26 protein-coding genes are annotated in these 25,210 nt (G+C 71.4%); 17 read left to right on the top strand and 9 right to left on the bottom strand.

Annotation, left to right across the window (positions count from 1 at the left end; genetic code table 11):
• Positions 1–71 precede the first annotated feature (71 nt).
• From ACNYS0_RS37220 to ACNYS0_RS37235, 4 genes are all read left to right on the top strand, one after another.
• Positions 72–962 carry a LysR family transcriptional regulator gene (locus ACNYS0_RS37220; protein WP_422405512.1) on the top strand — a complete coding sequence of 297 codons (891 nt, stop codon included), beginning with the start codon at positions 72–74 and terminating at the stop codon, positions 960–962.
• 128 nt (positions 963–1,090) lie between these two features.
• A complete protein-coding gene (locus ACNYS0_RS37225; protein ID WP_422480316.1) occupies positions 1,091–2,317 on the top strand; it encodes an acetyl-CoA C-acetyltransferase in 1,227 nt (408 codons plus the stop codon).
• Between the two features lie 72 nt (positions 2,318–2,389).
• Positions 2,390–3,766: an MFS transporter gene (locus ACNYS0_RS37230; RefSeq protein WP_422480318.1), complete on the top strand. Its 1,377-nt coding sequence runs from the start codon at positions 2,390–2,392 to the stop codon at positions 3,764–3,766.
• A 2-nt stretch (positions 3,767–3,768) separates the two neighbouring features.
• Positions 3,769–4,227 carry a MaoC family dehydratase gene (locus ACNYS0_RS37235; RefSeq protein WP_422480320.1) on the top strand — a complete coding sequence of 153 codons (459 nt, stop codon included), beginning with the start codon at positions 3,769–3,771 and terminating at the stop codon, positions 4,225–4,227.
• 13 nt (positions 4,228–4,240) lie between these two features.
• On the opposite strand, the gene ACNYS0_RS37240 is transcribed toward ACNYS0_RS37235, so the two are convergent.
• Positions 4,241–5,332, bottom strand: a complete 1,092-nt coding sequence (locus tag ACNYS0_RS37240) for a Gfo/Idh/MocA family protein (RefSeq protein ID WP_422480322.1) — start codon at positions 5,330–5,332, stop codon at positions 4,241–4,243.
• 114 nt (positions 5,333–5,446) lie between these two features.
• Complete coding sequence (locus ACNYS0_RS37245; RefSeq protein WP_422480324.1) at positions 5,447–6,733, bottom strand: ROK family transcriptional regulator; 1,287 nt, start codon at positions 6,731–6,733, stop codon at positions 5,447–5,449.
• Between the two features lie 164 nt (positions 6,734–6,897).
• Here ACNYS0_RS37245 and ACNYS0_RS37250 point away from each other — a divergent pair, with 164 nt between their 5' ends.
• The 5 genes from ACNYS0_RS37250 (at position 6,898) to ACNYS0_RS37270 (ending at position 11,819) form a co-directional block, all read left to right on the top strand.
• On the top strand, positions 6,898–8,049 hold the full coding sequence (locus tag ACNYS0_RS37250) for a Gfo/Idh/MocA family protein (RefSeq protein ID WP_422480326.1): 1,152 nt from the start codon (positions 6,898–6,900) through the stop codon (positions 8,047–8,049).
• A 2-nt stretch (positions 8,050–8,051) separates the two neighbouring features.
• A complete protein-coding gene (locus ACNYS0_RS37255; RefSeq protein WP_422480328.1) occupies positions 8,052–8,999 on the top strand; it encodes a sugar phosphate isomerase/epimerase family protein in 948 nt (315 codons plus the stop codon).
• An 18-nt stretch (positions 9,000–9,017) separates the two neighbouring features.
• Entirely contained in the window at positions 9,018–9,851 is an 834-nt protein-coding gene (locus ACNYS0_RS37260) for a sugar phosphate isomerase/epimerase family protein (protein WP_422480330.1), read from the top strand.
• 119 nt (positions 9,852–9,970) lie between these two features.
• A complete protein-coding gene (locus ACNYS0_RS37265) occupies positions 9,971–11,296 on the top strand; it encodes an MFS transporter (RefSeq protein WP_422480332.1) in 1,326 nt (441 codons plus the stop codon).
• A 70-nt stretch (positions 11,297–11,366) separates the two neighbouring features.
• Positions 11,367–11,819 carry a TY-Chap domain-containing protein gene (locus ACNYS0_RS37270; RefSeq protein WP_422480334.1) on the top strand — a complete coding sequence of 151 codons (453 nt, stop codon included), beginning with the start codon at positions 11,367–11,369 and terminating at the stop codon, positions 11,817–11,819.
• Positions 11,820–11,840: 21 nt separating this feature from the next.
• Here ACNYS0_RS37270 and ACNYS0_RS37275 read toward each other — a convergent pair whose 3' ends face one another.
• Together ACNYS0_RS37275 and ACNYS0_RS37280 are read right to left on the bottom strand one after the other, a co-directional pair.
• The gene (locus tag ACNYS0_RS37275) at positions 11,841–12,965 is read right to left on the bottom strand and encodes a quaternary amine ABC transporter ATP-binding protein (protein ID WP_422480336.1); all 1,125 of its coding nucleotides are present in this window, start codon (positions 12,963–12,965) and stop codon (positions 11,841–11,843) included.
• Positions 12,966–13,092: 127 nt separating this feature from the next.
• A complete protein-coding gene (locus tag ACNYS0_RS37280; protein WP_422480338.1) occupies positions 13,093–13,986 on the bottom strand; it encodes a LysR family transcriptional regulator in 894 nt (297 codons plus the stop codon).
• A 165-nt stretch (positions 13,987–14,151) separates the two neighbouring features.
• On the opposite strand from ACNYS0_RS37280, the gene ACNYS0_RS37285 reads away from it, so the two are divergent.
• Positions 14,152–14,490, top strand: a complete 339-nt coding sequence (locus tag ACNYS0_RS37285; RefSeq protein ID WP_422480340.1) for a DoxX family protein — start codon at positions 14,152–14,154, stop codon at positions 14,488–14,490.
• A gap of 36 nt (positions 14,491–14,526) precedes the next feature.
• Here the strand turns inward: ACNYS0_RS37285 and ACNYS0_RS37290 are convergent, their stop codons facing one another.
• Both ACNYS0_RS37290 and iolC read right to left on the bottom strand, forming a co-directional pair.
• Positions 14,527–15,564 (bottom strand): Gfo/Idh/MocA family protein, encoded by a 1,038-nt coding sequence (locus tag ACNYS0_RS37290; protein ID WP_422480342.1) that lies wholly within the window; start codon positions 15,562–15,564, stop codon positions 14,527–14,529.
• Positions 15,554–16,507 carry a 5-dehydro-2-deoxygluconokinase gene (gene iolC, locus ACNYS0_RS37295; RefSeq protein WP_422480344.1) on the bottom strand — a complete coding sequence of 318 codons (954 nt, stop codon included), beginning with the start codon at positions 16,505–16,507 and terminating at the stop codon, positions 15,554–15,556. The genes ACNYS0_RS37290 and iolC overlap by 11 nt, the downstream gene beginning before the upstream one ends.
• Positions 16,508–16,617: 110 nt before the next feature.
• Here iolC and ACNYS0_RS37300 point away from each other — a divergent pair, with 110 nt between their 5' ends.
• On the top strand, positions 16,618–17,286 hold the full coding sequence (locus tag ACNYS0_RS37300; protein ID WP_422482874.1) for a CatB-related O-acetyltransferase: 669 nt from the start codon (positions 16,618–16,620) through the stop codon (positions 17,284–17,286).
• 15 nt (positions 17,287–17,301) lie between these two features.
• Here ACNYS0_RS37300 and ACNYS0_RS37305 read toward each other — a convergent pair whose 3' ends face one another.
• The 3 genes from ACNYS0_RS37305 to ACNYS0_RS37315 form a co-directional block, all read right to left on the bottom strand.
• Positions 17,302–17,676: a VOC family protein gene (locus ACNYS0_RS37305; protein ID WP_422480346.1), complete on the bottom strand. Its 375-nt coding sequence runs from the start codon at positions 17,674–17,676 to the stop codon at positions 17,302–17,304.
• Positions 17,677–17,775: 99 nt separating this feature from the next.
• A complete protein-coding gene (locus ACNYS0_RS37310) occupies positions 17,776–19,239 on the bottom strand; it encodes a purine-cytosine permease family protein (protein WP_422480348.1) in 1,464 nt (487 codons plus the stop codon).
• Between the two features lie 40 nt (positions 19,240–19,279).
• Positions 19,280–20,209, bottom strand: a complete 930-nt coding sequence (locus tag ACNYS0_RS37315; RefSeq protein WP_422480350.1) for a flavin reductase — start codon at positions 20,207–20,209, stop codon at positions 19,280–19,282.
• 206 nt (positions 20,210–20,415) lie between these two features.
• Between ACNYS0_RS37315 and ACNYS0_RS37320 the strand changes: the two genes are divergently transcribed.
• The 6 genes from ACNYS0_RS37320 to ACNYS0_RS37345 are packed head-to-tail and all read left to right on the top strand — an operon-like array spanning position 20,416 to position 25,149.
• Entirely contained in the window at positions 20,416–21,057 is a 642-nt protein-coding gene (locus ACNYS0_RS37320; protein ID WP_422480352.1) for an amino acid synthesis family protein, read from the top strand.
• Positions 21,054–21,605 (top strand): amino acid synthesis family protein, encoded by a 552-nt coding sequence (locus tag ACNYS0_RS37325; protein ID WP_422480354.1) that lies wholly within the window; start codon positions 21,054–21,056, stop codon positions 21,603–21,605. Before ACNYS0_RS37320 ends, ACNYS0_RS37325 begins: the two co-directional genes overlap by 4 nt.
• An 8-nt stretch (positions 21,606–21,613) precedes the next feature.
• Positions 21,614–22,381 carry an alpha/beta fold hydrolase gene (locus ACNYS0_RS37330; RefSeq protein ID WP_422480356.1) on the top strand — a complete coding sequence of 256 codons (768 nt, stop codon included), beginning with the start codon at positions 21,614–21,616 and terminating at the stop codon, positions 22,379–22,381.
• Positions 22,374–23,870: an aldehyde dehydrogenase gene (locus ACNYS0_RS37335; RefSeq protein ID WP_422480358.1), complete on the top strand. Its 1,497-nt coding sequence runs from the start codon at positions 22,374–22,376 to the stop codon at positions 23,868–23,870. The genes ACNYS0_RS37330 and ACNYS0_RS37335 overlap by 8 nt, the downstream gene beginning before the upstream one ends.
• 5 nt (positions 23,871–23,875) lie before the next feature.
• Positions 23,876–24,106 (top strand): tautomerase family protein, encoded by a 231-nt coding sequence (locus ACNYS0_RS37340; protein ID WP_422480360.1) that lies wholly within the window; start codon positions 23,876–23,878, stop codon positions 24,104–24,106.
• Entirely contained in the window at positions 24,103–25,149 is a 1,047-nt protein-coding gene (locus tag ACNYS0_RS37345) for an LLM class flavin-dependent oxidoreductase (protein ID WP_422480362.1), read from the top strand. The genes ACNYS0_RS37340 and ACNYS0_RS37345 overlap by 4 nt, the downstream gene beginning before the upstream one ends.
• Positions 25,150–25,210 lie beyond the last annotated feature (61 nt).

A 25,210-nucleotide genomic window follows, 5' to 3' on the forward strand; every position in this document is an offset into this window, starting at 1 on the left:
CCAATACCAAATTAAGGTCGGATCAAGACTCCTGATTAATGAATCTCCCGATGGATGAAGGGGGCGGGCTCGTGGAGCTGCGTCATCTCACCGCGTTCACCGCCGTCGCCGAGGAACTGCACTTCGGCCGGGCCGCCAAGCGGCTGCAAATGGCGCAGCCGCCGCTGAGCCAGCAGATCCGGCAGCTGGAGAAGGAGCTCGGCGTCCAGCTCTTCGAGCGCAACACCCGCTCCGTGCGCCTCACGAGCGCGGGGGAGTCCTTCCTCGAACCCGTACGGACCGTGCTCGACGACCTCGACACGGCGGTGCGGGCGGCGAAGGCGGCCGGGCGCGGGGAGTTCGGCCGGGTCACCATCGGGTTCGCCGGTGCCTCCAGTCACGAGACGCTGCCCCGGCTCACCCGCGCGGTGCGGGCCGCGCACCCGGACATCGAGCTGGTCATGAAGGGCCAGACGTACGCCAACGTCGCGCTCGACCGGGTCGCGGACGGCTCGCTTGACCTCGGTTTCGTGCGGCTTCCGGTGACCCAGCCGGGCGTCGCCCACCGGGTCATCGACGAGGAGGAGCTGCTGTGTGCGCTGCCCTCCGACCACCACCTCGCCGCGCTCGACGAGATCCCCATCGGCATCCTCGCCGATGAACCCTTCGTCTCCTTCCCCGCGAACGCCGGGTCCACGGTCCGCGACGCCATGGTCGAGACGTGCGAGGCCGCCGGGTTCAATCCGCGCGTGGTGCAGGAGGCGCCCGACTCGTACACGATCCTGGCGCTCGTCGCGGCGGGCGTCGGTGTCACGCTCACGGTGTCCTCGGTGCGGCACATCCAGCAGACCGGACTCGTCTACCGGCCCCTCGCGGGACCGCCCATCCGGCGCCAGGCGGCCCTCGCCTGGCGGGCCGACAACCCCTCCGCCGCCCTGCGTGCGGTGCTCGCCGTCTGCGAGGAGGCACTGCCGACCCCGTAAGGCCGCCGCATGCGGGGTGATTGAGACGCCGTCCGTCTTGATGGATCGAAAACTTGGTATTGGACCGACTCAGCGGTGGGGTGCGATGGTCGGCTCACCTCCCTGAGCCGCCCGAAAGGTGTTCCGCCGTGCCCGAACAGGCCGATGTCGTCATCTGCGAACCACTGCGCACCCCCATCGGGCGCTTCGGCGGCGCCTTCGCCGGGCAGACCCCCGCCGCGCTCGCCGCGCGCGTCGTGTCCGAACTCGTCGCACGCACCGGCATCGACCCGGACCGGATCGACGAGGTGATCCTCGGACAGGCCTACCCCTCCTCCGACGCCCCGGCCATCGGCCGCGTCGCCGCCCTGGACGCCGGCCTTCCCGACACCGTCACCGGCGCCCAGATCGACCGGCGCTGCGGATCCGGACTTCAGGCCGTCCTCGACGCCGCCATGCAGATCAGGGCCGGGTTCAGCGAGGTCGTCATCGCCGGCGGCGTCGACGTGATGAGCGCCGCCCCGTACTACACGCACGAGGGCCGCTGGGGCATCAAGGGCCCGGGCCTCCAGCTCCACGACTCGCTGGCGCGCGGCCGGGTCACCGCGGGCGGCATCCACCACCCGGTGCCCGGCGGCATGATCGAGACCGCCGAGAACCTGCGCCGCGAGTACGGCATCAGCCGCGCCGACCAGGACGCCCTCGCCCTGCGCTCGCAACAGCGCGCCGCCCGCGCGGCCCAGGAGGGCCGCTTCGACGCGGAGACCGTGCCCGTCACCGTACGCGGCCGCAAGGGTGACACCGTCGTCAGCGCCGACGAGCACCCGCGCCCCGACACCACCGCCGAGCAACTCGCCAAGCTGCGGCCCATCATGGCGAAGTCCGACCCCGAGGCCACCGTCACCGCGGGCAACGCCAGCGGACAGAACGACGCGGCCGCCGCCTGCCTCGTCACCAGCGCCGCCACCGCCGAACGCCTCGGCCTCACCCCGCTGGTCCGTCTCGTCTCCTTCGCCCGCGCGGGCGTTCCCGCGGCGACGATGGGCATCGGCCCCGTCCCGGCCACCCGCGCCGCCCTGGAGCGCGCCGGACTCACCCTCGCCGACCTCGACCTGATCGAGCTCAACGAGGCATTCGCCGCCCAAGTCCTCGCCTGCACCCGTGAGTTGGGCCTCGGCGAGAAGGACCACGAGGAGCGCGTCAACGTCAACGGCTCCGGTGTCTCCCTCGGTCACCCCGTCGGCGCCACCGGCGCCCGCATCCTCGCCACACTCGCCCGCGAGATGCACCGCAGCCAGGCGCGCTACGGCCTGGAGACCATGTGCATCGGCGGCGGCCAGGGCCTCGCCGCGGTCTTCGAGCGCGTCGCCGCGTAACAACTCCCCACGTTCCGCCCGCAGTTCCCCCCGTCCCCATCCGCTTGATCAACGACGTTCACGGAGCGACCCATGAGTGCGTCCACCGCCACCTCACGTGCGGAGACCAGAACCGCCAACAGAGCAGGATTCGGTGCCTTCGTCGGCTCCACCATCGAGTGGTTCGACTTCTACATCTACGGCACCGCGGCGGCGCTCGCGTTCGACAAGGTGTTCTTCCCCGAACTGGAAGGCGCCATCGGCACGTTGGTCGCCTTCGCCACCTTCTGGGTCGGCTTCCTCGCCCGGCCCATCGGCGGCATCGTCTTCGGCCACTTCGGCGACCGCCTCGGCCGCAAGAAGACCCTTGTCATCACGCTCCTGATGATGGGCATCTCCACCACCGCGATCGGCCTGCTGCCGAGCTACGCCTCCATCGGCGTCGCCGCACCGATCCTGCTCGTCTGCATCCGCATGATCCAGGGCATCGGCCTCGGCGGCGAATGGGGCGGCTCCGTCCTCATCGCCTCCGAGAGCGCGCCCAAGGGCAAGTCGGTGCTGTACGGGGCGTTCGCCCAGCAGGGCTCGCCCGTCGGCAACACCCTGGCCACGCTGAGCTTCCTCGCCATCAGCCAGCTGCCCGACGACGCCTTCGTGTCCTGGGGCTGGCGCGTGCCGTTCCTCGCCTCCGCCGTCCTCGTCCTGGTCGGCCTCCTGGTCCGCCTCAAGGTCGCCGAGTCCCCGGCCATGGCCAAGCTCATCGAGAAGAAGGAAGTCGCCAAGCTGCCGATCAGCGAGGTGCTGCGCAGCCACCCCGGCCTGATCGCCCTCGGCATCGGCGCCTGCACCATCGGCCTGTCCGCGACGTACTTCAAGTCGACGTTCGCCCTGTCCTGGGCCACCACGTCACTCGACTTCGACCGCAGCTCGTTCCTGACGATCATCCTCGTCGCCAACATCACGCAGGTCGTCGTCCAGCCCTTCGGCGCCGTGCTCGCCACCAGGATGAAGAGCTGGTCGCGCGCGGTCACCGTCATGCTGGTGCCCGAACTGGTGCTGCTGCCGGTGATGTTCCTCCTCATCGGCACCAACAACTACGGCCTCGCGATGCTCGGCGTCGCCGTCGCCACCATCCCGCACTGCCTGTACTACGCGGCCCTCGCCGGCATGCTCGCCAGCCGCTTCCCCGCCCACCTGCGCTACACCGGCATCTCCCTGTGCTACCAGCTGTGCGGCACACTGCTCGGCGGCACGACCCCGATCATCGGCCAGTTCCTGCTCAACAAGACCGGGTCCATCACCGCGGTCATCGCCTACGCCCTGTTCCAGGTCGCGCTGACGCTGGGCTGCATGCTCCTCCTGCTCAAGCGCCCCAACCACGACGAACTGGCATGTGAAGCCCCGCTTGAGGACGAGAGCCGGCGGGGTCCGGGGCAGAGCCTCGCGACCGCAACCACGAACGGAGCCTGACCATGCCTCTGACCGTCCATGGCATCCCGGAGGTACTCCGCCTCGCCGGGCGCGATCTGGGGCACTCCGACTGGAAGGAGATCACCCAGGAGCTCATCGACGCGTACGCGTACGTCTCCGGGGACCACCAGTGGATCCACACCGACGTCGAGCGCGCCGCCTCCGGCCCGTACGGACGCACCATCGCCCACGGCTACATGGTGCTCAGCTGGGGCATCCCGATGTTCGGCGAACTGCTCCGGGTCGAGGGCGTCGGCCGGGCCCTCAACTACGGTGTCAACCGGGTCCGTTACCCGGCCCCCGTGCCCGTCGGCAGCCGCGTGCGGCTGCACGCCTCCGTCGCCGATGTGACGGAGGTGGCACGGGGCGGGGTGCAGATGACGCGGGCGTTCACCTTCGAGCTGGAGGGCTCCGAGAAGCCGGCGTGCGTGGCGGAGTCGCTCACGCACTTCTACCCGTAGGCCGGTCGGTGCCTCAGGGCCGGTCCAGCGGGGCCGGCCGCTTCACGGACGACAGCACCGTGAGCGCCCCGGACTCCGGGGACGCGAGGGACATCCGCTCCAGGACGTCCAGGACGTGGAAGGCGAACTCGCCGGACGCACGGTGCGGGCCGCCGTCCAGGTGCCGGGCCAGATCGAGGACACCGAGCCCGCGGAACGGGCCGGTCGCGGGCGCCTTCGCCGCGGTCACCGCCGGGAGTTCGCTCCACTCGGTGTCCCCCCGGCGCTTGATGCGCACCGGACGGTCGAAGGTGTTGGGGTCCGGCAGGGAGAGCGTGCCGCCGGTGCCGTAGATCTCCAGGTGCGGCAGCTCGGTGTCCCACACGTCGAAGGAGTACATCACCGTCGCCAGCACCCCCGAGTCGAAGCGGAGGATGGAGGTGGCGTGCGTGGGCACCTCCACCGGCACCGACTCGACGGTCCGCTCGGGAGCCGTCACCGCCAGCTCCCTCTCGGCCATGGCGTTGGCACCCATGACATCGCGCACCGGGCCCAACAGGTTGACCAGGGCGGCCACATGGTACGGCCCCCAGTCGAGGACGGGCCCGCCGCCGGCCCGGAAGAAGAAGCCGGGGCTCGGGTGCCACGACTGCACCCGGCTGGAGCGGACGAAGCTGGTCGCGGCGAACGGCGTCCCGATCAGGCCGTCGTCGATCGCGGCGCGCGCCGTCTGCCCGGCCGTGCCGAGGAACGTGTCGGGGGCACCGCCCAGCGTGCGGCCCGTCTCGGTCGCGGTGACGAGGTTGGCGCGCGCGAGTTCGGTGGTCGCGGCCAGCGGCTTCTCGGTGTAGACGTGCTTTCCGGCGCGCAGTGCGGCCTCGTTGAGGGGCGCGTGCACGGCGGGCGGGGTGATGTTGACGACGATCTCCACGTCGTCGTCGGCCAGCAGTTCCTCGGTGGTGCCCGCGGCCGGGATGCCGAACTCGGCGGCGGCCGTGCGGGCCCGCTCCAGGTCCACGTCGGCGACGCGGGTGACGGTCAGCTCGGGGAGGGTGGCGATGCCGGCGGCGTAGGCCCGGAAGATCGAACCGGTGCCGAGTATGCCGACGTTGACGCTGCGGCTCATGGGGTGTGACGTCCCTTCGCGCGGGGTGGGTTCGGGGGACGAGTCCTCCGCCGCGAAGTGCACGATCTCGCGACAATCAAACACCGGGGGTGGGGGATGTCAAGGGTGCGCGCGTCAACTCGTGGCGTCGGCAGTGCTCTTCGTGCTCCGCCCGAGCCTGCGCTCCATGAGGTCCACCACGCCGTCCGGTGACAGCACATGTTCCACGGCGAGGACCGTGCCGCCGACCCGCCCTGCCCGGTCGGCGAGGGTGCTGGGTTCGAGGACGAGCCTGCGGGTGGCCAGGGGGAGCGCCTGGCGGTAGACGACCGCGCGCACCCCGGCGAGCAGTTCGTCGCCCGCTCCTGCGAGGGCTCCGCCGAGGACCACACGGGCCGGGTTGTAGACGTGCAGCAGGAGGGCCACCACCTCGCCGATCCGCTCGGCGCCCGCACGCACGACGCGCAGTGCCTCGGGGTCGCCGTGCGCCACGAGGCGGGCCAGGTCGCCGGTGCCGCTCAGTTGCGAACCCGAAGCCGCGCGGGTCGCGTTGAGGTGGCGGGCCATCACCGCCGCCGAGGCGACCGCCTCCACGCAGCCGCTCTTCCCGCAGCGGCACACCACCTTCGAGGCGCCACCGGAGGTGACCGGCAGGTGTCCGATGTCGCCCGCCGCGCCGTCCGCCCCGCGGTGCAGTTCGCCGTCGGCCGAGACCAGGCCGCCGCCGATGCCGGTCGACACCTTCACGAACAGCAGCGGGAGCTGGTCCTCGGGCAGGCTGCGGGCCTCGCCCAGGGCCATCAGGTTCACGTCGTTGTCGACGAGGACCGCGCAGCCGAAGCGCTCCGCGAGCGCGTCGCCCACGGGATACCCGTCCCAGCCCGGCATGATCGGCGGCCGGACCGGCGCCCCGGCGGCGTGATCGACGGGGCCCGGAAGGCCGACCGCCACCGCGCACAGCGGGACGCTTCCGTCGGCCGCGGCGGCGAGCAGCTCGCGCAGGGCCGCCTCCACCTCGCCGAGCACCGCCCCGGGGCCCTGCGCCAGATCGACGGCTATGTGTCCTGTGGCCAGCGGGTTCTGCGAGAGGTCGGCGACGGCGAGGCGGGCGTCGCGGGCCCCGATGTCCGCCGCGGCCACGAGCCCCGCGCGCGGGTTGAGCGTCAGGAGCTGGGGCGGGCGCCCTCGTCCCGCGCGGGCGGCGCCTCCGCCCTCGGCGACCACCCCGGCCTCGATCAGCGCGTCCAGGTGCCGGGTGACCGTCGAGCGGGCCAGACCCGCGCGTTCCACCAGGTCGGCGCGGTGCACGGCGGTGCCGGACGCGATGAGGCGGGCCAGGGTGGAGTACAGCAGCCCGCCGCCGTCCCGGAACCGCAGGGTGGGCACGGAGAGGCGGGCGCGGGGGAGTGTCGAGGTGGACATGGCTGCACACCGTACGCGCTCCCCGCGATTTATGACTCTCAAGATGCAGTAACTTTCGCTTGTCAGGGCCAAATTGGATGTCCTACGTTCATGACCGGGACGAGTTACCTCCGCCGACGGTGTGCACGGCGTCATGTGTCGACGTCGAAAGGAGGGCGGCCTCGATGGCCCCGCCCGCACCACCCACACCTCGCTCCGCGATCGTCGGCGCGGGCATGATCGCCGAGGTGCACCGGCGCTCGATCCGCACATCGGGAGGCACCCTGACCGGTGTGCTCGCCTCCACCCCGGAGCGGTCCGTGCAGGTCGCCGCCGACTGGACGGCGCCCGGCCGACCCGTCGCCGCCTACGGCGACTTCGACGACCTCCTCGCCGACGGGGACGTCGACGTCGTACACATCTGCACCCCCAACCGCACCCACGCCGCGTACGCGGAACGCGCCCTCGCGGCGGGCAAGCACGTGGTGTGCGAGAAGCCCCTGGCGACCTCGGCGGCCGACGCCGAACGCCTGGTGCGTGCCGCCGACCGGGCCGGGACGGTCGCCGCCGTCCCGTTCGTGTACCGCTACCACCCCCTCGTACGGGAACTGCGCGACCGGGCCCGAGCAGGGGAGTTCGGCAACTGGCAGCTCCTGCACGGCAGTTACTTGCAGGACTGGATGCTCGACCCCGACGCGTCCGGCTGGCGCGTGGACCCGGGGGCCGGGGGAGACTCCCGGGCCTTCGCCGACATCGGCTCGCACTGGTGCGACCTCGTCGAATGGGTCACCGGCGAACGCTTCACGGAACTGACCGCGCACCGCACGGTCACCGTCCCCGAACGTCCCGGCACGGGCGCCAAGTCCTTCTCCGGGGCAGCCGGTTCGGGGGCGCGGGCCACCGTCACCACCGAGGACGCCGCCGCGCTGCTCCTGCGCACCGAGAACGGGACGCTCGCCTCGACCGTGGTGTCCCAGGTCTCCGCCGGCCGCAAGAACCGCCTCTGGTTCGAACTCGACGGCTCCGCCGGGAGCGCCGTCTTCGACCAGGAGAACCCCGACACCCTCTGGCTCGGCGGCGAGGACTCCTCCCGGATCCTGCACCGCGGCGCGGGCCGCACCTCTCCCGAGCAGCGGCGCCTCAACGTCGTGCCGCCCGGCCACCCGCAGGGCTACGTCGACTGCTTCGCCGCGTTCGTCACCGACGTGTACGCGGCCGTCACCACCGGCGAGGCACCCGAAGGGCTCCCGCTCTTCGCCGACGGGCTGCGCTCCGCACGCCTCGTCGACGCCTTCCTCACATCGTCCGCCAACGGCACCTGGACAAAGGTGAACTGACCATGAGTGAACTCACGTCGAGTCGGATCAAGCTCGGCATGCTCACCGCCTGCCTCCCCTCCTGGGACCTCGACAAGATCGCCGCATACGCGGCGGGCCGCGGCTACCAGGCCCTCGAAGTCGCCGTCTGGCCCGGCACGGGCGGCCGCGACTTCGAGGCCGCCCACCTGCCCGTCGCCACCTTCACCGGCGAGGACGAGGAACGCACCCGCGCCCTCCTCGACCGGCACGGCCTGGAGATCTCCGCGCTCGCCTACTACGAGAACCACCTCCACCCCGACCCCGCCCAGCGCGCCGCCTACGGCACCCACCTCAGGCACGCCATCGACACCGCGCAGCGCCTCGGCATCCCGTACGTGGGCACGTTCATCGGCCGCGACTGGACGAAGCCGGTCGCGGAGAACCTCGCCGAGGCCGAGCGCATCTTCCCGGAGCTGGTGGACTACGCGGGCGAGCGCGGCGTGCAGCTCATCATCGAGAACTGCGTGATGGAGGGCTGGCACCCCGACGGCTACCCCGGCAACCTCGCCTACTCCCCGGAGCTGTGGGAGTGGATGTTCGACCTGGGCCTGTACCTCAACTGGGACCCCTCGCACCTCACCTGGATCGGCATCGACCCGGTGGAGACCATCGCGCCGTACGCGGACCGGATCGTGCACGCCCAGGCCAAGGACGTCGAGCTGCGCCCGCACGACCGGCAGCGCTACGGCCACTTCGGGCCCGCACGCGACCGGTCCAAGAACGCCTGGGACATGGGCTGGTGGCGCTACCGCGTCCCCGGGCGCGGGCAGGTCGACTGGGGCACGGTGCTCGACCGGCTCTACGAGCACGGCTTCACCGGCACCCTCTCCGTCGAGCACGAGGACCCCGTCTGGGGCGGCACCCCGGAAAAGATCGTCCAGGGCCTCGACATCGCCCACAGCACGCTCCGCCCGCTGATCGTCGACTGACCGGAGGACCGACACACCATGGCCACCACCCCTCAGCCCACCGCCACCCTCGCCGTCCAGCTGTTCAGCCTCCGGGAGGACCTGGACAGGGACCGCCCCGGCACCCTCGCCCGCCTCGCCGACCTCGGCTACCGGCACGTCGAGCCCTTCGGCCTCGGCGACTGGCGCACCCCCGCGGAAGAGCGCCTGGCCAAGGCCCGTGCGCTCCGCGCCGACCTGGACGCGGCGGGCCTGTCCGTCTGCTCCCTGCACGCGTCGATCGCCGCCGACGGCCTCGCCACCCTCGCCGAGGAGTGCCGCGTCCTCGGCACCGACACCGTCTTCATCCCGATCCCCGGTCTCGTCGAGGGCTTCGACGGCGGGGACCACTTCGGCCGCGACGTGTTCGGCGACCTGGACACCCTGACCCGGTTCGCCGCCCGTGTCGACGAGGCCGCCACCGAACTGGCCGGGCACGGCATCCGCCTCGGCTACCACAACCACGAACTGGAGTGGACGACGCTGCCCGACGGCCGCAGCGGCTACGACGTGTTCTGGGAGCTGACCGGCGCGCAGGTCCTCGCCGAACTCGACGTGTACTGGGCGACCGTCGCGGGCCAGGACCCGGCGGCGGTGCTGCGCGCGCTCGACGGCCGCGTGGTGGCCGCACACCTCAAGGACGGCAAGGCGGTGCGCCAGGAGCCGCAGACCCCCATCGGCACGGGCGACGTCGACGTCCCCGGCGCCATCGAGGCGGGGGGCCCGTCCCTGGCCTGGCACATCGCCGAGATCGACACCACGGAGCTGGACCGCTTCGACCTCCTGAAGCGCAACAGGGACGCGCTGCTGGAGCACGGCCGCACGACGGCCTGACGGCTCCCACGAGCGCCCAGTGCGCTTCCGTCGGACGGGACACCGCCCCCACACACGCCTGCCCACGGTGTCCCGGCCCCGACGCCCCCCATCGGCCCAGGCTCGCAAGGAGGCGAACCATGGGATCCACCCCGCACGGCCCCGAGACCGCGCGATCCGCACCCCCGGGCGACAGCACGCACGTCGCCGCACCGGACACCGCGCCGGCCATACCGCCGCCCACACGCAAGGCCTCGCCCCGGCTTCTCGTCTTCCTGGCGATCGCCCAGGCCGGCCTCTACCTCGCGCTCCTCACGCCCGTCTACGTCAGCCTCACCCTCAAGCTCCAGACGCTCACCGTCGACGGCGACGCCATCACCGCCCTGGCGACCGTCTCCTCCGTCGGCGCGGTCGGCGCCTTCCTCGCCAACCCGGTCTTCGGCCGGATCAGCGATCTGACCACGGGTCGCTTCGGGCGCCGCCGCCCCTGGCTGGTGGCGGGCGCCGCCGGACTCACCTGCTGCCTGCTGGTGATCGCCCTGGCCCCCAACGTGGCCACCGTCGCGGTCGCCTGGTTCTGCGCCCAGGTGTGCGCCAACGCCGCACTCGCCGCCTACCTGGCCTCGGTCGCCGACCAGGTGCCCAGCCGCCAGCGCGGCAAGGTCTCAGGACTCATCGGCCTGATGCAGAACGCCGGCGTGCTGGGCGCCGCGTACGCCGGTCAACTCCTCGGCCGGGACATGCTGTTGCTGTTCATGGTGCCGGGCCTCGTGGGCCTCGCCGCCATGGTCCTGTACGCCGTGCTGCTCCCGGACGTCCCGCTGCGCGAGCGCCCGCGGACCGACGGCGGCTGGCGCACCGCGCTCAAGACGTTCTGGGTGAACCCGCGCCAACACCCCGACTTCGGCTGGGCGTTCGCCTCCCGGTTCTTGGTGATCCTGGCGTCGTACATGTTCACCACGTTCCGGCTCCTGTATCTGGAGCACCAGCTCGACCTGTCCGCGGGCGAGGCCACCGGTGCGATGGCCACCGGCATCCTCGTCTACACGGTCGCCCTGATGGTGGCCTCGCAGACCGCGGGATGGCTCTCGGACAAGACGGGCCGCCGCAAGGTGTTCGTGGGGGCGGCGACCCTGCTCTTCGGCATCGGTACGTACATGCTGGTGCACGTGGACACCGTGGGTGCCTTCTACTGGGCGGAGCTGGTGCTCGGGCTCGGCTACGGCATGTACATCGGCGTCGACATCGCCCTGGTCATGGACGTCCTGCCCGACCCGGACAACGCGGCGAAGGACCTCGGTGTCTTCAACGTCGCCAACGCGGGCCCCCAGGCCCTGGCCCCGGGCCTCGCCGGCTTCCTCGTCACCACGGTCGGCGGCGACGGCTACGCGACGATGCTGCACGTGGCCGCGGCGATCTGCGTGGTGGGCGCGCTGGTGGTGATTCCCATCAAGAAGGTCCGCTGACGGGACGGCCGGGGGCGTGGCGGGACACGGCAGTGGGTGTCCTCGCGGTCGGTGCCGGTACCTTGGCCCGATGGACGAGGCGTGGAGCGAGTTCCGTGAGCGGCTGCGGGCGGAAGTGGCCGGTATGCGCGAGAAGGACACCCTGGTGGTCTCCGAGCCCGATCCGGACCCGGAGCCGGTGTCCGACGCCCCGGGGCGGCGCTGGTGGCAGCGGCGCCCCAAGTCCCGGCAGGAGACGGGGCGTTACGTGCAGTTCATCAGGTGGGACGACGGGTTCGGCGCCGAATGCGTTTCGTCGGCGTACCGGAGGACGACCGAGGCACAGAAGCAGCGGCTCCTGGCGCTCGGCTGGTCCGACCCGGACACCCACCAGCGGCGCAGCGGGCGCTCGGAGAATCACGAGATGTGGTTCGGCCTCGACGAGGTCGACCTCCTCGCCCGGATCTCCACCGACGCGCTCCGCGTGCTGGGCGAGGAGCCGCCCGACGCGCGGTGGACCTGGCGCAAGGATCCGCCGGCGTGAGCGGCCGGACCTGGCGAAGGGCTACGGGGTGCGGGCCGCCACCGTGTCCCCGGCGCTCCCGCCCTCGGCGCCGCCGCGGTCGCCGTTGACGGCCTCGCCGAGTACGGCCAGCAGCCGCTGCTGGCTCACCACACCGGTCAGCACCTCGTCCTCGACGACGGCGACGGCCTCGGTGGTCCGCTGTGCGCACGGCGCGAACAGGTCGGCGAGCGGGGTGTCGGGGCCGACACGGGCGGGGGCCTTCGCGAGGAGTTCGGTGTCGGTGAGGTCCGGGCGGCCCGAACTCGCGCGCAGCGCGTCGGGGGACTCCATGACCGCACCGGCGGTCAGGACCCGCGAACGGTCCACGTCCTGGATGAAGTTGGCGACGTAGTCGTCGGCCGGGCGGACCAGGATGTCCTCCGGAGTGCCGTTCTGCACGATGCGGCCGTCGCGCATGACGGCGATTCGGTCGCCCAGGCGCATGGCCTCGTTCAGGTCGTGCGTGATGAAGACGACGGTCTTCTTGAGCTGCCTCTGCAGCACGAGCAGCTGGTCCTGCATGTCCCGCCGGATCAGCGGGTCGAGGGCACTGAACGACTCGTCCATCAGCAGCAGGTCGGCGTCCGTGGCCAGCGCGCGGGCCAGGCCGACGCGCTGCTGCATGCCGCCGGACAGCTCGTCGGGGAAGGACTTCTCCCAGCCCTTGAGGCCGGTCAGTTCGAGGGCCTCCGCCGCCCGCTCCTCGCGCTCCGGGCGCGGCACACCCTGCACGGCGAGGCCGTAGGCCGCGTTCTCCAGCACGCTGCGGTGCGGGAACAGCGCGAAGTGCTGGAACACCATGCTGATCTTGTGGGAACGAACCGCCCGCAGGTCCTTGGCGGTCAGGGCGGTCAGGTCCTGGCCGTCGAACTTCACGTGTCCCGAGGTCGGCTCGGACAGGCCGTTGAGCATCCGCAGCAGCGTCGACTTCCCCGAGCCGGACAGGCCCATGACGACGAAGATCTTGCCGGACTCCACCGAGAACGAGGCGTCGATCACGCCCGCGACGGTCCCTTCCGCCCGCAGTTCCTCGCGGTCGGCCCCGGTGCGCAGCCGCTCGACCGCTTCTGCCTGTCGTCTGCCGAACACCTTGTACAGGTTCTCGGCCTCAAGCCTCACCGACACATGGACCTCGATCTCTTCGACCCGGGAAAACTGCCGTACCAAGCATCGTCCGTTGGCCGAGGCACCTGCCCCGACGCGCGCGGCGTAAACGGCCGGCCTCCTCCCGGCCAGGTGCCGGTCGCCGTCCCTACCCCGTGCCGCGCGCCCCGAACGCCCGCGCCGCCTCGGCGAACGCCCGGTGCTGCGCGGTCTCGCCGGTGGTGCGCCACACCAGCGCCCACTCGGTCGCGGGCGCGTCCCGGACGGGCACGAACTCGACGCCGGGGTGGCGGTAATAGCGCAGGACGTGCGCGTTGAGCGGGCTGATCGCGGCGCGGGCGGCGACCTGGGTGAGAATCTCGTGGAAGGTGCGTACGCGGGGGCCGCGCGGGACCGCGCTCCCACTGGGCGTACGGGTGGGGAGCATGGCCTCGCTCCAGTCCCGCGGCACCTCGGGGCCGAGGTCGAAGACGGTGCGGCCCGCCAGATCCTCCATGGAGACGTCCGGGTGCCCGGACAGCTCGTGCCCCGCCCACACCGCGAGCACCCGGCCCTCCGTCAGCACCACGGGGCCCACGGTCACATCGGGCTCGACGACCGGCAGCCACAGCACCAGCATGTCGACCTCGCCGCTGCGCAGCGGCCCGTACGGATCGCTGAAGTGGATCTCCTGGAGCCGGACGTCGCACTCCGGGTACAGCTTGCCGAAGTGACCGATGTGGGAGCGCAGTTCATGGCCGAGCGCGCCCATCACCCCGAGCGTGAGCGTGCCGGAGACACCGCGGGCCGCGGCGGTGGCCTCCGCGATCGCGGCATTGATGGCCTCCTGCCCCTGGCGCAGGCCCTCGGTCAGGCGCCGCCCGATCGGCGTGAGCCGCACCGACCTGCTGGTCCGCTCGAACAGGGCAGCGCCGATGCGCCGCTCCTGTGTGCTGATCGCCTGGCTGACTCTGGCCGCCGAGACATGCAGCCGCTCGGCGGTGCGCCCGAAGTGCAGCTCGTCCGCGAGCGTCAGGATGATCTCGATCTCCCGCAGCTCCACTCCTGCGCCCTTCCTGATCGTTAACCCGAGGATTATCGCTCGTTACCGAGACGGCCGTTGATGCCTCCAGCGTCAGCGAGGACCCTTGGCTCGGGACGGCCTCCCTTCTTCTCTCTCTCCCCCCCCCGCCGCCGCACGCCTCATGTCCTGAAGGAGGACGCCCGCATGTCTACCACCACCGTCGTCACGGTCCTGACGGCCCTCTGGGTCGGCTTCTCCGGTGTCTCGCTGTTGCGCCGCGCCCCGTTCGTCGTGGAACCACTTGTCTCCTACGGGGTTCCCGACGCCTGGTGGACCCGGCTCGCCGCGGCCAAACTCCTCGGCGCGGCCGGCCTGTTGGTGGGGCTCGCCGTGCCGGCCATCGGGATCGCGGCTGCGATCGGACTGGCCTTGTACTTCCTCGGGGCGGTGATCACGGTGCTGCGTGTGCGTTCCTACAAGACGGTCGCGTTCCCAGTGCTGTATCTCGCGCCGGTCGTCGCGACGCTGGCGGTGGGTTGGTAGGTGAGCGCCGCCATGCCGTGCCGCCGCGGGCGATCCTCACGGCCGGCCGTCGGCCGCGTAGAAGTCCGGGCGCTTCGGGATGCCCATGGGGACGACCCGGCCCGAGACGCGGGACTCGACGGCGGCGTCGGTGATGACCGTCGCGGCGTAGCCGTCCCAGGCGGAGGGGCCCGTGGGGGCGCGGCCCGCGGCCAGGTTCGCGACCCACTCGCGGAACTCGGTGTCGAACGCGTCGGCGAACCGGCCCGTCCAGTCCGGCAGGATCGCCGTGCTGTGCGCGCCCGCCGTGCGCACGCCCACCGCCGCCGGGTCGGGCAGCCGCGCGAGTCCCTCCTCGCCGACCGCCTCGCACTGGATGTCGTAGCCGTAGCGGCAGTTGACGAAGACCTCCAGGTCGATACGGACGCCCCGCGCGGTCTCGAAGAGCATGAACTGGGGATCGGTGAGGTGCGCGTGCTTGTGCGTCGTCGAGCGCGGCACGATCACCTGGGCGGAGACGATCTCGTCGTCGAGGAGCCAGCGCAGCACGTCGATCTCGTGCACCGCCGTGTCGTGCGCGGCCATGTCGGAGGTGTACGACTCCACGGACGACGCGTTGCGGTGCGCGCAGTGCACCATCAGCGGGGTGCCGATCCGGCCCGCGTCGATGACCTCCTTCAGCTGGCGGTAGCCCTGGTCGAAGCGGCGCATGAAGCCCACCTGGACCAATCGGCTGCCGTGCGCCCGCTCCGCCTCGACGATCTTCAGACAGTCCTCGGGAGTGGTGGCGAGCGGCTTCTCGCAGAACACGGGCTTGCCCGCCGCGACGGCGTTCAGGACGTGCTCGGCGTGGGTCGGCCCCGACGAGGTGACGAGCACCGCGTCGACGTCCTCGGCGGCGATCAGCGAGGCGCCGTCCGGATGCACCCGCGCGCCCGGGTAGCGCGCCGCCTCCGCCGCGCGCTCCGCGTCGATGTCGCTCACCCCGGTGACCCGGGCCCCGACGATCACATCGGTGAGCCGCCGGATGTGCTCCTGTCCGATCCAGCCGGTGCCGATGACACCTATGCGCACGGTCTTCTCCTCAGACGTCACCGTTCACCTCGCGGAGCTTGTCGTCGACCTCTTCGGCGGTGGGCATGGCGTCCGAGCAGGCCAGCCGGCCCGCCACAAGGGCGCCCGCCGCGTTGGCGAACGCCACCGTCCGCGCCACGTCCCAGCCCGAGAGGAGCCCATGGCACAGCGCCCCGCCGAACGCGTCACCCGCGCCGAGCCCGTTGACCACGTCCACCGGCACCGGCGGCAGCTCGGCGACCGCGCCGTCGCGGCCGACCGCGAGCACACCTTTGGGACCCTGTTTCACGACGGCCAGTTCAACTCCCGCCGCCAGCAGGGCGGTTGCCGCCGCGTGCGGCTCCCGCTCGCCGGTCGCGATCTCGCACTCGTCGAGATTGCCGACGGCTACCGTGGTGTGGGCGAGCGCCTCGCGGTAGTACACGCGCGCCTGAGCGGTGTCCTCCCAGAACATGGGCCGCCAGTCCAGGTCGAAGACCGTCGTTCCCCGCGCGGCCCGGTGCTGGAGCGCCGCCAGCGTCGCCGACCGCGAGGGCTCCTCGCACAGTCCGGTCCCGGTCACCCAGAAGATCCGGGCCGCCGCCACCGCGTCCAGATCGAGGTCGTCGGGGCGGATGTCCAGGTCCGGTGCCTTGGGCAGGCGGTAGAAGTACAGCGGGAAGTCGTCCGGCGGGAAGATCTCGCAGAAGGTCACCGGCGTGGGTGCGACGTCCGACGTGCCGACGAACGAGGCGTCGACGCCGTAGCCCTCCAGAGCGGTGCGCACGAACGTGCCGAAGGGGTCGTCGCCGGTCTTCGTGATCACCGACGTACGCCGCCCGTAGCGGGCCGCCGCGACGGCGACGTTCGTCGGGCTGCCGCCGAGGTACTTCCCGAACGTCGACACCTCCGCAAGCCCTACGCCCGTCTGGAGCGGATACACGTCCACTCCGACGCGGCCCATGGTCAAAACATCGAACGGCATCTCGGTTGGCGTCCCTTCGCTCCGGGCTCATGGCGCGCTCTGGCCCGAGTACGATCGTCCTTGTTCAAATGTCCTGTCAATGGGTGGTCGGCCGCTCGGGCCGGCGCCGCATGCCCCAGAAAGGCCGACCGGTGACCGCGAACGTTCCCGCCGACCCGACCGCGCTGCACCCGATGCCCGAACAGCCGCGGGTCGTGCTCCTCAAGCCCCTGGTCACGTCGCCGCTCATCGAGGTGGGCGAGTTCTCGTACTACGACGACCCGGACGACCCGACCGCCTTCGAGACCCGCAATGTGCTGTACCACTACGGGCCGGAGAAGCTGGTCATCGGGAAGTTCTGTGCGCTGGGGGAGGGGGTCCGTTTCGTCATGAACGGCGCCAACCACCGGATGGACGGCCCCTCCACGTTCCCGTTCCCGATCATGGGCGGTTCCTGGAGCGAGCACTTCGACCTCATCACTGGGTTGCCGGGGCGGGGCGACACCGTGGTCGGCAACGATGTGTGGTTCGGCTACGGCGCGATGGTGATGCCCGGTGTCCGCATTGGGCACGGCGCGGTGATCGCTTCGGGGGCCGTGGTCGTCGACGATGTGCCCGACTACGGCATCGTCGGAGGCAATCCGGCCCGTGTCATCCGTCGCCGGTACAGCGACGCCGATATCGAGCGGCTGCTTCAAGTGGCGTGGTGGGACTGGCCGTTGGAGCACATCACCGCGCACGTACGGGCCATCATGTCGGGCAGCGTCGACGACCTGGAGCGGGCCGCGCCGAGGGACTGAGGCGGCCCGCCGGGCTCAGTGCAGGCAGAGGCAGAAGGGGTGTCCTGCCGGGTCCGCGTAGACCCGCCAGTTGGTGTCCGGGTGGATCTGGTCCGTCCGCTCCAGGAGCGTCGCGCCGAGGGCGAGCACCCGCTTCTCGTCCGCTTCGAGGTCGTCCACGTCGAAGTCGAGGTGGACCTGCTGCGGGCGCTCCTGGCCCGGCCACTGCGGCGGTCGGTACCCGTCCACTCGCTGGAAGGCCAGGCGCGTCCCCTCGAACCCCACCACGTCGACCCAGTCGGGGTCCTCGGGGTCCAGGACCACCCGGCCGCCGAGCAGCTCCGCGTAGAACTCGGCGAGCTGTACGGGGTCGGCACAGTCCAGCGCGACCGCCTGCAATTTCTTGATCACTTACGGCACTCCTCGCTCGTCCGCCGCTTCTGCGACATCCTGCACGGGAAGTGACGTACCCGCCACCGCGGCGGACACACCCGCCGCGGTGGCGCCCCGTCAGCCGCGACCGATCAAGTCCGGTGCGGGCTCCGACAGTTGCCCGGCGCCGGGAGTGGTGTGCGTGGCGATGTCCGGGTCCTCGCCGCCCGCCCGTCGCCACAGCGGCTTCAGGCGGTACGTGAACAGGTAGACGACGACCGCGACACCGGCCGCGACGATCATGCTGAGGTCGCCGGCGCCCGGGTGGGCCGCGGCGAAGGCGCCCGTGTAGATGTTGGACACCCAGAAGGGCACGGACGCCACGACACCGGCCGCCCAGGCCACCAGGCCCCAGTCGACGATCCGGGAGCGGTCGTACAGCTCGGCGATCCTGCGGGGGTCGCCGCGGCCGCCCAGGTAGAAGTCGATCAGGAGCACGGCGGCGAACGGCGCGATGAAGTACGCGGTCAGGTTGAGGAAGACCTTGAACTTGTCCTCCGTGCCGGAGGCGCCCCACAGGCTGATGCCGTAGGCGAGGACGCAGATCGCGGCCACCGCCTGGGTGCGGGTGACGGGGATCTTGAGGGTCTGGACGGAGATCGCGCCGCCGTAGACGTTGAGGAAGTTCTGGGCCAGCGCGGACAGGCCGACGGCGACGAGCGCGGGGACGGCGAACGGGCCCATCAGCTCGTGCAGCGCGGTGATGGTGTCCGAGCTGGAGGCGGAGGCGCCGACCACGACGCCGAGGATGCCGAGCCAGGCGATGGTGAGGAAGTTGCCGAGGGCGGTGTACCAGGTGGTGTGCCGGACGACCTTCGCGGTGTCGGGCAGGTAGCGCGAGTAGTCGGAGGCGAAGGGCATCCACGCCACGAGGAACGCCAGGAACCAGCCGCCCAGCGTGATCGAGCCGCCCGCCGCACCGACATACCCGTCCGCGTGCGGATTCGCCTCGAAGAGGCTGCCGCCGCGGACCACCGCCACGACCGTGATCAGCACGAACAGCGGGGTGAGGACGTACGTCAGCGCGCGCTGAAGGAAATTGATCATGTTGTAGCCGAAGATGGCCACGACGAGCTCGACCACGGTGAGCAGCAGGGCGCACAGCCAGTACGGCAGGTGGCTCAGCTCGGCGAAGGCCTTGCCGCCGAGGATGACCGTGACGGCCGCCCAGCCCACGCCGGAGAACACGTTGATGTAGGCGACCGGCACGAAGTTGCCGAAGAAGCCCAGCGGCCCCCTCGCCTGGATCTGCTGCGGCACACCGAGGCGGACGCCCATGCGGGACATGACGGCCATCAGCATGGCGCCGACACCGGCGCCGACGACGATCGCCGCGGCGGCGGTGGTGAAGCTGAGCCCGAAGTACGCGGCGCTGAAGCCGAGCAGGATGACCGGGAAGTTCAGTCCCGCGGCGAACCACACGAAGAACTGTGAACTCGGTTTACCGTGCCGCTCGCTGTCGGGGATGTGGTCGACGCCGAACGGCTCGACCTTCGTGACGGCGCTGCCGTAAACGGGCGGGCCCTGGGAATCATGGGTCATGGCGTGCTCCGGGGAACGAGGATGCGGGGGCGGACGCGAGTCACCACGGAAGGGGCGCCGTCTGCGAGATGTCGAAGAAGCCGCCGCCGCTGTAGACGAGCGGGGCGAGCTCGGAATGACCCGCCGACACTACACGTCCGGTGAAGACGGTGTGACTTCCGGCCTCCAGGCGCTCGCCGATCTCGACCTCCAGCTGGGCGGCGGAGCCCGCGAGGAGCGGGGCACCGTGCTCGCCGGGCGCCCAGTCGAGGGCGGCGAACTTGTCGGTGCCCTTGCTCGCGAACACCTTCGCCACGTCGAGCTGGTCGGCCGCGAGGATGTTGATGCCGATGTGCGTGGCACGGTGCAGCGCGGGGTGTGTCGAGGAGCTGCGCTGGACGCACACCAGGACCATCGGCGGGTCGAGCGAGATGCTGGAGAACGCGTTGACCGCGAGGCCCTTGGGGGTCCCGTCGTCGTCGGTGGTCACCACGGTGACACCGGTGATGAACTTGCGGTGCACCCCCTTGACCAGGTCGGCGTCGACGGCCGCCTCGTGTGCCGTCGTGATGATGCCGAGCGCCTCGAGGAGCTGCCGGGAGTCGAAGGTCACAGCCTCCTCGGTGACGGTGTCACCGTCGAAGCGGGCGAACGTGGCGCCCGACACCTCGACGGGCCTGCCGGTGGGCGGCACACCCATGAACGTGTCGGTGTGCCGGCCCGTGCTGCGCCAGCGGACGGCGAGCCGGTCCCCGTCGACGACCAGGTCCTCGATCTCGGTCCGCAGATCGGGGAACGCCGCGCGCACCGCGCTGATGCTCTCCTTGAACCCGGCGCGGTCCTGAGCGGTGCCTGCCGGCCCGCGGCGGCGCACGTAGCCGGGGCTCAACACGGCGTCCAGGGCGTCGACTTCACCCCGGTTCCAGGCCGCGTCCCAGGCGGCGCGGAGGCGGGCGGGGCGGTCGGTGACGTGTTCCAGGGTGAGTGACATGACGGCTCCATCGATCGGATCGGCCTGCTCTTGCATGGCAGATCTGTTGTATGGCAGTGGACCGTAGGAATCGGGCATCCACCATGTCAATGGTTCGGACGGAATTCGCTGCCGCCTAGGCCGTATTGCCAGGAACCCCTAGGTCAGGGCTGCCCTTTTCCCGGCAACCCTTGACGGCTCGCCGGGCCGCTCTTAGCCTCACTGCCATGGCACAGCAACCATCAGCAGGCCAACCGCTGTGGGCCACGCCCACACGAGGCAGACTGCGCAAGGTCGTGACCGTGGTGGACGAGGTCCTCCTGGAGCTCGGACGGCCGGTCGCCACCCCCGTACGCCGAGTCGCCGCGGCCGCCGTGATCGAGAACCCCTGGGCCGGGCGCGGATTCGTCGCCGACCTCCAGCCCGAGGTGGAGGAGATCGCGCCCGGCATCGGCCGCCTCCTCACCGACCGGCTGATCGAGACACTCGGCGGCGTGGAACATGTCGAGGCCTTCGGCAAGGCGGCCGTCGTCGGGCTCGACGGGGAGATCGAGCACGGCGGGGCATTGATTCACACCCCGTACTTCGGCAATGTGCTGCGGGAGCTGACCGAGGGCACCTCGATCATCGTGTTCAGCGACGACCGGCTCGCGGCCGGCGAGCCGCTGACCGTCCCGGTGTGGCACAAGACCGCCGCCGCCACCCGCTCCCACTACCAGACCGTCCAGATCCGGGTGCCGGACGCACCGCGCCCCGACGAGATCGTCGTCGTGGCCGCCGCCGCATCGGGGCCCCGCCCCAACGCCCGTATCGGAGACCGCCGCCAGGACCCCGTGGTCCGCCTCGCCGACTTGGAGACCGCCCGATGAACCTCCGCAAGATCGTGACCTACGTCGAAGACATCCACGCCGAGGGCGGCCGCCCCGTCGACTCGGTGGCCCGCACCGCCGTGGTGCTCGCCGTGATCGAGAACCCGTGGGCACGGCAGGGCTTCGTCGACGACCTGCTGCCCGGCATCGACGAGGTGGCACCCCAGCTCGGCGAGCTGCTCGCCCCGCGCGTCGTGGAAGCGCTCGGCGCCCCCGTCGAGGCGTACGGGAAGGCCGCCGTCGTGGGCCTCGACGGCGAGGTGGAGCACGGCAGCGCACTGATCCACACGCTGAAGTTCGGCGACCACTTCCGCAAGGCGGCGAACGCCACCACGCTGCTGCCCGCCGTGGAGAAGCGCGCGGTCGCCGGTGGTGTCTTCGACATCCCGCTCAAGCACATCACCGACGCCACCGTCCGCTCGCACCACCAGAGCATCGAGGTCCGGGTCCCGGACGGCCCGCGCGCCGACGAGATCGTCATTGGCCTCGCCGCCGCGTCCCAGGGCCGCCCGCAGGCCCGCCTCGCCCCGCTCTCCACCGAGCAGTAGGCACCGCCATGGACAAGCCGTCCCTCGTACTCCTGCACGGTGTCGGCCTCGACCGCACCATGTGGGAGCCCGTCACCGCGCTGCTGGCCGACCGCTTCACCGTCGTCGCGATCGACCTGCCCGGACACGGCGCCCGCCCGCCCGTGCGCGGCGACGTGACCCTCGCGGAACTCGCCGACGGGGTCGCCGGGCACATCCCCGCAGGCTCGCATGTGGTGGGCTTCTCGCTCGGCGCGCTGGTGGCCCAGCAAGTGGCGCTGCACCGGCCGGAGTTGACGCGCACGCTCACCTCGGTGAGCTCGGTCTGCCGTCGCACCCCCGACGAGCGGGCGGCCGTCCGGGCCCGGCTGCGGGCCGCCGAGAACGACTTCGCGGCGAGCACCGAGGCGTCCATCGAGCGCTGGTACGCGGGCACCACCGTGCCGGACGGGACCATCGACCGGACGCGGGCCGCACTGCGCGCCAACGACGTCGGCTCCTTCCTCGGCTGCTACCGGGTGTTCGCGAACGCCGACGCCGAGCTCGGCCCGCACCTCGGTGACATCACCGTGCCCTCCCTGGCGGTGACCGGGGAGAACGACCCCGGCTCCACCCCGCAGATGACACACCGGCTCGCCGCCGCGCTGCCCGACTGCCGGGCGGTGATCGTGCCCGGGGCGCGGCACATGCTGCCCGTCGAGCGCCCGGAGGCGTTCGCCGAGGCCCTCACCACATTCATCACGCAGAGCGCACAGCTCAACGACGAGAGCGCACCTGGAGACACCGCACATGTCTGAGCCCACCACGCTCACGACCTGGAAGCACTTCATCGGCGGCAGGTGGGTCGAGCCCGCCGCGGGCGAGTACTTCGACAGCACCGACCCGGCCACCGGCCGCACCCTCTACCGCGCCGCCCGCGGCACCGCCGCCGACATCGACAAGGCCGTCGCCGCCGCGCGCGCCGCCTTCCAGGACCCGGCCTGGCGCGACCTCAGCCAGACCAGGAGAGGACACCTCCTGCGCCGCCTCGGCGAGCTCATCGCCGAGAACGCCGAGGAACTCGCCCTCATGGAGTCGCGGGACAACGGCAAGCTGCTGCGCGAGATGCGCGGACAACTCGCCGCGCTGCCCGAGTACTTCCACTACTACGCGGGCCTCGCCGACAAGATCCACGGCGAGACCATCCCCACCTCCGACCGCGCCGTCCTCAACTACACGGCGCGCGAGCCCCTCGGTGTCGTCGGCGCGATCACCCCGTGGAACTCGCCGCTGACCCTGACCACCAGCAAGCTGGCCCCCGCCCTGTGCGCGGGGAACACGGTCGTCGTCAAGCCCTCCGAGTACACCTCGGCCAGTGGCCTGCGCCTGGCGGAGCTCGCCCTGGAGGCCGGCTTCCCGCCCGGCGTCGTCAACGTCGTCACCGGGTACGGCGCCGAGGCCGGTGCGCCCCTCGTCGACCACGAGGACCTCGCGAAGATCTCCTTCACCGGCTCCACGGCGACCGGATCGAGGATCGCCGCGGCGGCCGCGGGCCGCTTCATCGGCTCCACCCTCGAACTCGGCGGCAAGTCCCCGCAGATCGTCTTCGAGGACGCCGACGTGCCGAACGCCGCCATGGGTGTCATCGCCGGTGTCTTCGCCGCGGCCGGACAGACCTGCATCGCCGGCAGCCGCGTCTTCGCCCACCGCTCGGTCTACGACGAGTTGCTCGACCGGGTCTGCGAGCGCGCCAAGTCCATCCGCATCGGCGACCCCCTCGACGAGGCCACCGAACTCGGCCCGCTCGCCTTCGAGGCCCAGCGCGACAAGGTCGCCGCCTACGTCGACCTCGGCCGGGAGGAGGGCGCCCGCGTGCTGACCGGCGGCGCCGCCACCGACGGCGGCACGGGCGGCTGCTTCTACGAGCCGACCGTCCTGGTCGATGTCGACAACAGCATGCGCGTGGTCCGCGAGGAGATCTTCGGACCGGTCGTGGCGATCATGCCGTTCGACACCGAGGACGAGGTCGTCGGCCTCGCCAATGACACCCAGTACGGTCTGGCGGCCGGGATCTGGACCACCAACCTGTCCCGCGCCCACCGGGTGGCGGGCCGCCTCGACGCGGGCACGGTGTGGGTCAACACCTACCGGGCCATGTCACCGATGTCCCCGCGCCAGGGCTTCAAGGCCAGCGGCGTCGGCGTCGAGCACGGCACCGAGACCATCAAGGAGTACACCCGCCTCAAGAGCGTATGGATCAACACGAGCGAGGAGCCCGTGGCCGACCCGTTCACGATGCGGAGCTGATCGGCGTGCCCCAGATCACCGTCACGCTCGCCGAGGGCCGCACCCCCGAGCAGATCAGGACGTTGCAGCACGAGGTCCACGAGGCCGTGCTGCGCTCGGTCGACACCCGCCCCGAGTACATCCGGATCGTCGTCCACGAGGTCCCGGCCACGCACTGGTCCACCGGCGACACCACGATCGCCGAGATGCGCGCGGACCACACGCCCACTCCCACCGCAGAGAAGGAGCCGTCATGAGGTTTTCGCTGTTCGTGCACATGGAGCGCTGGGACGAGAGCACCACCCACCGCGAACTCTTCGAGAACCTCACCGAGCTGACGCAGATGGCCGAGGCCGGCGGGTTCAGCACGGTGTGGGTCGGCGAGCACCACGCCATGGAGTACACGATCTCGCCCAGCCCGATGCCGATCCTCGCGCACCTGGCGGCGAAGACCGACACCATCCGGCTCGGCGCGGGCACCATCATCGCCCCGTTCTGGCACCCGGTCCGGGCCGCGGGGGAGACCGCGCTGCTCGACGTGATCAGCAACGGCCGCGCCGAGGTGGGCCTCGCCCGCGGCGCGTACCAGATCGAGTTCGACCGCCTCGCGGACGGCCTGAAGGCCAGTGACGGCGGCAAGCACCTGCGCGAACTCGTCCCCGCCGTAAGGGCGTTGTGGCAGGGCGACTACGCGCACGACGGCGAGATCTGGCAGTTCCCGACGTCGACCAGCGTGCCCAAGCCGGTGCAGCGGCCCACCCCGCCGATGTGGATCGCCGCCCGCGACCCCGCCTCGCACGACTTCGCCGTCGCGCAGGGCTGCAACGTCATGGTGACCCCGCTGATGAAGGGCGACGAGGAGGTGGCCGCGCTCAAGGAGAAGTTCGACACCGCCGTGGCCAACCACCCCGAGGTGGAGCGCCGCCCCGACATCATGGTGCTGCGCCACACCCATGTGCACGCCCCGGAGGACCCGGAGGGCTGGCGCCCCGCGGCCGAGGGCATCAACAAGTTCTACCGGACCTTCGACGCCTGGTTCGGCAACAAGGAGACCCCGGTGGGCGGCTTCCTGGAGCCGAGCCCCGAGGACAAGTTCGCCGAGCGCCCCGAGTTCGCTCCCGAGGCCCTGCGCAGGACCGCGATGATCGGCACGCCCGCCGAGGTGATCGAGCGGCTGCGCGGCTACGAGGAGCTGGGCGTCGACGAATACAGCTTCTGGATCGACAACACGCTCTCGCACGAGGAGAAGCGCGAGTCGCTGAAGCTGTTCATCAAGGAGGTCGTCCCGGCCTTCCAGTAGGCCGCGCGGCCCACGGCGTTGCCCGCCTTCTTGCATGGCAATTCCGGGTTTCCCCGTCAAT

This window comes from Streptomyces anthophorae (genome assembly GCF_049310305.1).
GTDB lineage: Bacteria > Actinomycetota > Actinomycetes > Streptomycetales > Streptomycetaceae > Streptomyces.